This is a genomic window from Maribacter sp., from assembly GCF_039968975.1.
GTDB lineage: Bacteria > Bacteroidota > Bacteroidia > Flavobacteriales > Flavobacteriaceae > Maribacter.
Genome location: NZ_JBDVOT010000140.1, coordinates 1 through 7,711, shown reverse-complemented (window position 1 = coordinate 7,711; position 7,711 = coordinate 1). Strand labels below are relative to the sequence as shown.

The following is a 7,711-nucleotide window of genomic DNA, read 5'->3' as shown; positions in this document are numbered from 1 at the left end:
ATACAAATTTCTTTTTGGCATCAACACCTATGGCGTAATGACCAAAAATTTCATGTTCCGAAATTTGACAATTATGTTTATTGGCGATATCATTTAAAGATGACATCATTTGTTTTTCTTTTATTTTTCTACTTCTGTTGGTGACAACAAAAGGCATTGCACAAAGTGCAACAGATGCTAAGCCAATAGCAGTTACTCCTAAATCCATTTTATATTTTTTAATATGAGATACTGATTTTTTATGATGTAACTATTTTACATCATGCCATACTTTAAACTGGGCTAACCAATAGGATAGCCTAATTACAATGGTTTACCAGAAACTATGGAATGGGAATATAAGATCAGACTTCCTATGCCTGATTAAAAGGGTATTAGCGTACAGTTTGTACTGCTTATATGTAGCGGTGAAGAGTAATTCACTACTGTTAATGCTTGAATTGAAACTTGTAAAAGGAAGCTTGTAGTTTGGCGATGTAATTTCGGCAACGTCAGAAATTGAAACCTCAGTTTGCTGTGCATGCGGAGATAAAACCTTTGAGTATTCAGAAAAATATGCGTTCTGATCATCACTTTGGGTTATGCCGATCTCATTAGAAAAGGGTAACGTATTTGCAGAGCTATATATACCGAAACAATAGATTGTAACGAGTAAAAGAACTTTGAATATGTTATTTGTACTTTTCATATTATGCAATAACCGCTTGGTTTAGAATTACATTAACTTCTTCCAAAATTTCTTCATTATCTAAAAGCAAAACTAAAGTATCATTCGCTTCAATAATTGTTGATCCACCGGGTCTAACAAAAGTTCCATCTCTTTTAATCATAACTATGAATGCGGCCCTTGGTAGGTGCAAATCTATTATACGTTTATCTACTGCAAAACTATTTGGCAAAATTATAACTTCTTCCATCGCAGATTTAGGCAGGTTTAAAATATATCTGTCATTTTCTGCAATAGGTTTTACTTTATCCGGTAAAGCTACATTCAACCATTTTGCAAAAACAGATAGGGTGGTACCTTGTATTAGAACTGAAGAAACCGATATAAAAAATACAATACTGAATATGATATTTGCTTTGTCGATACCTGCCAATAGGGGATACGTGGCAAATACAATGGGAACAGCACCGCGTAAACCTACCCAAGAGATGTAGAATCTTCTACCTAGCTTCATTTTAAAGAACATTAAGCTAAGGAAAACACTAACAGGTCTGGCAACTAGTATTAAGAATACAGAAATAAGTAAACCAATGCCTAAATAAGGTACAATTTGAGACGGAAAAACAAGTAGACCTAAGGTTAAGAACAATACAATTTGCATTAGCCAAGCCATACCGTCGAACATTTTTAAAATGGTCGATTTATGAATTAAATCTTGATTACCTAAATACACGGCACAAATATATATAGCCAAGAATCCGTTACCGCCAACGACATCGGTTGCTGAAAATGTAATAAACATTAAGGCAATGACCAATACCGGATATAGTCCTTCAAAACCTAATTTAATTTTATTAATAATGATTTCACTAAGTTTCCCAAAGGCAAATCCTCCAATACCACCTAAGATCATTTGTTTTAAAAACAACGGAATTATGGAAAGTATACTTAAATCTTGATTGATGACCAGCGTTAAAAATGCTAGCGTAAGTACATATGCCATTGGGTCATTACTACCACTTTCTAATTCTAGGGTTGGTCTTAAATTACTTTTTAAAGCCAAATTTTTAGAGCGTAAAATGGAGAATACCGCAGCAGCATCGGTAGATGAAACAATAGACCCTAACAACATACTTTCATAAATAGTAAAATCGGTAATATAATATACAAATGTACCTAAGGTCAATGCAGTTAATAAAACTCCTAAAGTAGAAAGCACCAAACCTTCTTTAAGTATTGGTTTTACGGCACTCCAGTTCGTATCCAGTCCACCAGAAAATAGAATGAAGTTAAGAGAAACTATACCTATAAATTGAGCAAGTTTAGGGTCGTCAAATTGAATGCCGCCAATACCGTCAGAACCTGCAAGCATACCTATAGCCAAGAAAAGGATTAATGTAGGGACACCAAATTTATATGAAGTTTTACCTACTATAATACTGATAAATAGTAGAATAGATCCAACTAGTAGTATGTTTTCTATGGTGAGATTCATTGGTGGTTAGTCATTGTAATTTTAACATAACAAAGTTATATTATTTATCAAAAATCCAATGTAAATGTTAAGGTTTGGCACAATGTTAACATGTTGAATTAATATCCAAGATGTATTGAAATTTTAAACTGTCTTTCTAAATAGGGCAGTTATAATATGTATGAGGTATAATAATTGGATTATAATAACTAAAAATAAAGTGCTAATTGCAATTTGCCCAAGATCATGATGAAAAACAAAGTGAGAACCAGGGCTGTCTTGATGTATTTCAGGTGATATAATTGGAATTAATAGAAGTATAAGAAATCCCATAATGGAGAGGATTAAATGAATCCAGGTCAGCCAATTTAAAAGTTTTCTGTTTAACTTAATTATTATCCAATAACCAAAACCAAGAATACCGAAAATAATAGAGATCAGAACAGTTAAATTGAATAAATCCATTACCAAATAGGTATCATGAATATTGATATCGAGTGTCTTATCAGGTTTTAGAAATCCAACTAGTAGTATAACGGGAATCAGAATCCAGAAGATTATATGTGGTGTTTGAGTAATTTTCTTCATTTATCAAATGTAGTATTATTCTTAAGGTCAAGTTAATCATTATTAAGGTCTTCCCAATTTGTATTTTAAATCAATATTTATAAATACATTTGCATGTATCAATATATTAAAACATCATGGAGCTAATACAAGTAGAGAAAATTTCTAAAGCATTAAGTGATGTAAATCGGTTGAAATTGTTGCAGTACATGCAAAAGAACCAAGGAAAGGTAGAATGTACTAAAGCTTGCAATCTACTTGATTTAGCACAACCTTCTATAAGTCACCATGTAAAAAGACTTGTAGAAGCCAGTTTGATAAATAAGCACAAAATAGGTCGTAATTATAGTTACACTTTAAATCATGAAGTGTGGGATAATTATATACTACGCTTAAAAAACCTGTAATTTTTTAAATAAATATATTGATGCTTTTAAATGTATAAATGAGTTTATTGATATGAAAAAGATAGATTATTCCATATTAGATTTAGCCATAGTATCTGAAGGTACAACGCTTAAAGATACTTTTGAACACTCGGTAGCTCTTGCCCAAGCTGCGGAAGAAGCAGGATATACACGCTTTTGGTTGGCAGAGCATCATAATTCTGTCGCTATAGGCAGTAGTGCTACATCAATATTAATAGGTAAAATCGCAGAAGAGACTAAAACAATACATGTAGGGTCAGGGGGAATAATGCTCCCAAATCATTCCCCATTAATTATTGCAGAGCAATTTGGTACGTTAGGTATTCTATACCCAAACCGTATAGATTTAGGCTTAGGTCGTGCGCCAGGTACGGATCAGTTGACTGCCCAAGCAATTCGTTCAGATTTTTTTCAAGCAGCGCAGTCGTTTCCGTTAGAAGTGGAAAAAATACAACGCTACTTTTCTACTGAAAATGCCGATGCCAAAGTGCGAGCAACCTTGGCAGAAGGGGTAGAGGTACCTTTATACATTTTGGGGTCAAGTACAGATAGTGCTCATTTAGCCGCTAAAAAAGGTTTGCCCTATGCATTTGCGAGCCACTTTGCGACAACACACCTAATGAACGCCTTGCAAATTTACTATCAAGAATTTCAGGCTTCAGATGTTTTGGAACAACCATATACTATGGCGGGTGTAAATATTATCATTGCAGATACAGATGAAGAAGCAGAGCGCATTTCAACATCGTTATATAAAATGATTATTGGTTTGCTTACGGGTAACCGCGGATTTATGCAACCACCGGTAGACATGACTTCAGATTTGCGAGAGTTAAGTCAGAATCCGTCGGTGCAACAAATGTTGAAATATTCTTTCATCGGTAGCAAGCAGACCGTTAAAAAACAAGTACAGCAATTTATTGCAGATACACAAGTAGATGAACTTATTGCGGTAACCAATATTTATGATGGTAAAGACCGCATAAAATCATATCAATTGTTTGCAGAGATTATGAAAGAATTGAATGGAGAGAAAAATTAATTTCTCTCCATTTTTAATTTTTTATTTCAACCGTAGATTGCCTTTCCCTGTTTACAACAAGTTTTGTAACATCTGGTCTAGAATAATGCCCAACAGGATCAAAGTTTTGACGTTCTTCTAGCACCCTATTAAAATCTATGGTTGTCGTTATAAGTCCCTCTTTGTCAATTACAGGAGGTAAAACCCATTCCCCATCTGGGCCTGCAATACAAGAACCCCCGTTTGCCAAAGTTTCAGGACAATTTTCTAATATGGCATTGAGGTGCGGCGTATCTTCTCGAAAATCTTTTTTACTCATTAAGCTAGAAACGGAAACAACATAAGAGCGTGATTCTCTGGCAATAAATCGGGTGATGTCTGCCGTATTGTAATCGGAACCAGGCCATACGGCAATATGTAAATCTTCACCTAAACCATATAAGGTGGCTCTTGGCAGTGGCATCCAGTTCTCCCAACAGTTTAACCCGCCAACGGTAAAGTTTTTAAGATCATGCACTTGTAATCCGTTACCATCACCAGGAGCCCAGGTAAGTCGCTCTTCATAAGTAGGCTGTAATTTTCTATGTACCGATTTAATTTCACCATCACTATTTATATATACAAGAGAACAGTAAATACTATGACCACCTCTGTTTTTTGCACGTTCCATTAAACCTAAATAAATAGCGATTTTATGCTCTTTGGCAAGCGCACAGATATCATCTAATTCACCAGCCTCAATTTGAATGGAATTCTTAATATAATGCGCATGAATTTCTTTTTGCACGGTAGAGTTGAATTTTGCACCATCGGTCATGGAAACCCAAAAAGGATAACCTGGTAAAAGTGCTTCCCCAAAAACAACCAGCTCACAACCATCGCTGCTAGCCTTAACAATATTTTCTTTGATTTTATCAATAGTAGCTTCTTTATTTAACCAAACCGGGGAGATTTGAGCCATGCCTATTTTTAGATTGTTTTGATCGGGAGTATCTATAATTTTAGTCATTTGAGCAGTAATGTTATATTATATTTTTTAGTTTTATTTTTAGTAGTTCCTTAAAGATCAACTTTAATTTAAAATTTTTAAACAATTGAATTTTAATTGGTTATGGTTGTTTCTTTTAAGATGTCATTTTGACTGACATGATAAAAAGAGACACCGTTAAAACGAAATAGACCCAAGTAGCCACCTAGCCAAATGCGACCTTGGTTATCTTCAAAAATACTTTGTATGGCAGCACTTTCTAGTCCGTTAGAATCGTTGAAATTTGTGATAGAGGTTTCATTATACCGGTAAACTCCAAAACTTTCAATAGGAAACCAAATTTGACCAGGTGAGTCTTCAAATAAGCTCCATACTTCGGTACTATTAGCTCTTTCTTTTGTTGCTACTTTATGAAATGATTTTCCATCCCAAAAGCATATTCCCCCGTAGTGCGTCGCAAACCATATATTTCCTTTTTTATCCTCTAAAATATCATTTACAGCGTTATTACATAGTCCGTCGTTCTCAGAAAGATTTGCTAACGATTTACCGTCATAAAAATATGCACCGGCATTAGTACCGAACCACATATTACCTTTGCTATCTTCCATAATACTATGAACAATTTTTTCACTGCTAATGCCTCTATTGTAATCAGGTGTTCCTTCAGGTAATGAAAATGTAGAAAAGCTTTGACCATCAAATAAGTTGATTCCTTCTAAAGTACCTATCCAAATAATACCTTTACTATCCTTAAATAAACTCCAAATACTATTATGATGTAAACCTTCTTTTTCTGAGAAATTAGTAAATGAAATACCGTCATATTTTGTTAACCCATTTTCGGTGCCAAACCAAATGTTATCCTCGTTGTCTTCAATGATTCCTCTGACGGCGACACCACCAAAGCCTTGATTAATAGAAAAATAGTCAAGAGACGTGCCGTTATATCTGGCAACACCATCTCCATTGGTGCCAAACCATAAATTTCCTTTTTTATCTTGGAATATTCTACGTACAAACGTACTTATAGGTATATCAATAGTAGGTTGTAGATAAGGACTACTATATTCAATTTTAGCAGGTTCCGTATGTTGTTTTGGAATATCTTTTAAAGAGATTTTTGAATCTGTCTTTTTGGTATTGGGTCCATTCTCTGCTTTTTGGCTGTTACAAGAGATAATATATGATGAAAATAGGAGAAGGAATAATGCCGACAACGGGGTATTGTATCTATAAATATTTGCCGTCTTCATTATTCTTATAGTCTTCAAATTGGTTTACTTAAGGGTTATGATTTTAATCGTTATCATCAGTAATTTCTAATTTGGTGACAATTTGTTTTTTAAACCGTTGGGCAAAAATATGTTTTGGATCTAATTCAAGCGCTTTGTCAATATATCTGTTGGCTTTCTCTAAACTATCCATTTTTAAATAGATACTGCCGTAAAGAACATAGGGCTGTGGAATCTTTGGGTTGTTTATTTGTTCGTTAAAATCATGAGCAGTAGAAAGTGCAGCCTCAAAATCACCTATTTCAGACATTAATGTGGCAGCGTAGCTAACAAAAAAAGGTATTTTCTTTTGTTTCTCAGTAGTAAGCTTATGTAGTGAATCTAGCGCTGGTTTTGCGCCATAAATAGCATTTAATACTTCTATATATTCTCCTTTTATATAGCTTTCATTAGGGTATTTATGTACAAAGGTTCTGTAGTTTTTTTCAGCTGTAGCTAAAAAATTAGGAATAAACTCTTTTGGTAATGGTATGTTTTGGTCGCGGGCATTAAAAAGTTCTATGGTAATACGGGTAACCTCTAAAATTAATTGGTCGTCTTGGCTTACTGGTATGTTAGAATTATTGAGATTCTTTAATATTTGAATTCTTTCCGTTCCGTTTTGCGTGCTTTTACCAACTATTGCTTTGCCGACCACAAAGGTAGAATCGAAGGTTATGGCTTTTCTAAATGCTTTTTCTGATAAGGTCCATTGTCCATAATCTAATATATATTCCCAGCCTTTATTAAAGTAATATACGGCAGAATCGTTTTTAGCACCGTAAGAATAACCTGCTGGTTTAGAAGAAGATTTACTTTGTTTCTGATGACATGAAGAAAACAGTATGAAAATTAGTATATATATTGAATGCTTCATTGCCATGTTGAATATGTTTACTCGAAAATATTATTTTTAATTTCATTAGCGCCATTCCACGGTCTAAAATAAATGACTGAGTCGGTTTGGGCAACTATTGTAAGAAGATCATCAATGTCATTTTCGGTATATTGAGATTTATGACAGTTAGCAGACTTATGCCCAAGTTCCAGATCTTCTTTACTATAGGGTATTTGATAGCTAAGAAATTTTTTTTGAGTTCTTTTAAGGTTATCGTTTAACCATTGTACCAAATCGGTTTTGAAATTTACGTTCTTATTATCGGTCTCTTTAGGGTATGCGTAGTAGAGCAAATTTTGTAACGATTCTGACGTTTCTCTTTGAAAAACCTCCGTTACCACGTTGCTCACAATTCTGTGGTCTGGGTGCCCGTATTGCCCACCAGGTCCAAAAC

9 protein-coding genes are annotated in these 7,711 nt (G+C 34.2%); 2 read left to right on the top strand and 7 right to left on the bottom strand.

Features of this window, described 5'->3' with window-relative positions:
* From ABJI11_RS09345 to ABJI11_RS09335, 3 genes are all read right to left on the bottom strand, one after another.
* Nucleotides 1-208: hypothetical protein (locus ABJI11_RS09345; RefSeq protein ID WP_348351513.1), on the bottom strand; the 208-nt coding region annotated here is incomplete at its 3' end.
* A gap of 105 nt (nt 209-313) precedes the next feature.
* Nucleotides 314-688: a hypothetical protein gene (locus ABJI11_RS09340; protein WP_348351511.1), complete on the bottom strand. Its 375-nt coding sequence runs from the start codon at nt 686-688 to the stop codon at nt 314-316.
* A 1-nt stretch (nt 689) separates the two neighbouring features.
* The gene (locus ABJI11_RS09335) at nt 690-2,162 is read right to left on the bottom strand and encodes a potassium/proton antiporter (protein ID WP_348351509.1); all 1,473 of its coding nucleotides are present in this window, start codon (nt 2,160-2,162) and stop codon (nt 690-692) included.
* Nucleotides 2,163-2,845: 683 nt separating this feature from the next.
* On the opposite strand from ABJI11_RS09335, the gene ABJI11_RS09330 reads away from it, so the two are divergent.
* Together ABJI11_RS09330 and ABJI11_RS09325 are read left to right on the top strand one after the other, a co-directional pair.
* Nucleotides 2,846-3,115, top strand: coding sequence for a winged helix-turn-helix domain-containing protein (locus ABJI11_RS09330; RefSeq protein ID WP_348351507.1), 270 nt, complete (start codon nt 2,846-2,848; stop codon nt 3,113-3,115).
* Nucleotides 3,116-3,161: 46 nt separating this feature from the next.
* On the top strand, nt 3,162-4,178 hold the full coding sequence (locus ABJI11_RS09325) for an LLM class flavin-dependent oxidoreductase (RefSeq protein ID WP_348351515.1): 1,017 nt from the start codon (nt 3,162-3,164) through the stop codon (nt 4,176-4,178).
* 13 nt (nt 4,179-4,191) lie between these two features.
* Here the strand turns inward: ABJI11_RS09325 and ABJI11_RS09320 are convergent, their stop codons facing one another.
* The 4 genes from ABJI11_RS09320 to ABJI11_RS09305 all read right to left on the bottom strand — a co-directional run.
* Nucleotides 4,192-5,166, bottom strand: coding sequence for a carbon-nitrogen hydrolase family protein (locus tag ABJI11_RS09320; protein WP_348351505.1), 975 nt, complete (start codon nt 5,164-5,166; stop codon nt 4,192-4,194).
* 92 nt (nt 5,167-5,258) lie between these two features.
* On the bottom strand, nt 5,259-6,401 hold the full coding sequence (locus ABJI11_RS09315; protein ID WP_348351503.1) for a two-component regulator propeller domain-containing protein: 1,143 nt from the start codon (nt 6,399-6,401) through the stop codon (nt 5,259-5,261).
* Nucleotides 6,402-6,444: 43 nt separating this feature from the next.
* Entirely contained in the window at nt 6,445-7,296 is an 852-nt protein-coding gene (locus ABJI11_RS09310) for a hypothetical protein (RefSeq protein ID WP_348351501.1), read from the bottom strand.
* Between the two features lie 17 nt (nt 7,297-7,313).
* Nucleotides 7,314-7,711 (bottom strand): hypothetical protein (locus ABJI11_RS09305; RefSeq protein WP_348351499.1); only part of this gene is annotated, 398 nt, incomplete at its 5' end.

What these genes read in the sequence shown, in the direction of transcription:
- ABJI11_RS09315 (WP_348351503.1), bottom strand. Translation starts at nt 6,401, where the DNA reads ATGAAGACGGCAAATATTTATAGATACAATACCCCGTTGTCGGCATTA.
- ABJI11_RS09320 (WP_348351505.1), bottom strand. Translation starts at nt 5,166, where the DNA reads ATGACTAAAATTATAGATACTCCCGATCAAAACAATCTAAAAATAGGC.
- ABJI11_RS09340 (WP_348351511.1), bottom strand. Translation starts at nt 688, where the DNA reads ATGAAAAGTACAAATAACATATTCAAAGTTCTTTTACTCGTTACAATC.
- ABJI11_RS09310 (WP_348351501.1), bottom strand. Translation starts at nt 7,296, where the DNA reads ATGAAGCATTCAATATATATACTAATTTTCATACTGTTTTCTTCATGT.
- ABJI11_RS09335 (WP_348351509.1), bottom strand. Translation starts at nt 2,162, where the DNA reads ATGAATCTCACCATAGAAAACATACTACTAGTTGGATCTATTCTACTA.
- ABJI11_RS09330 (WP_348351507.1), top strand. Translation starts at nt 2,846, where the DNA reads ATGGAGCTAATACAAGTAGAGAAAATTTCTAAAGCATTAAGTGATGTA.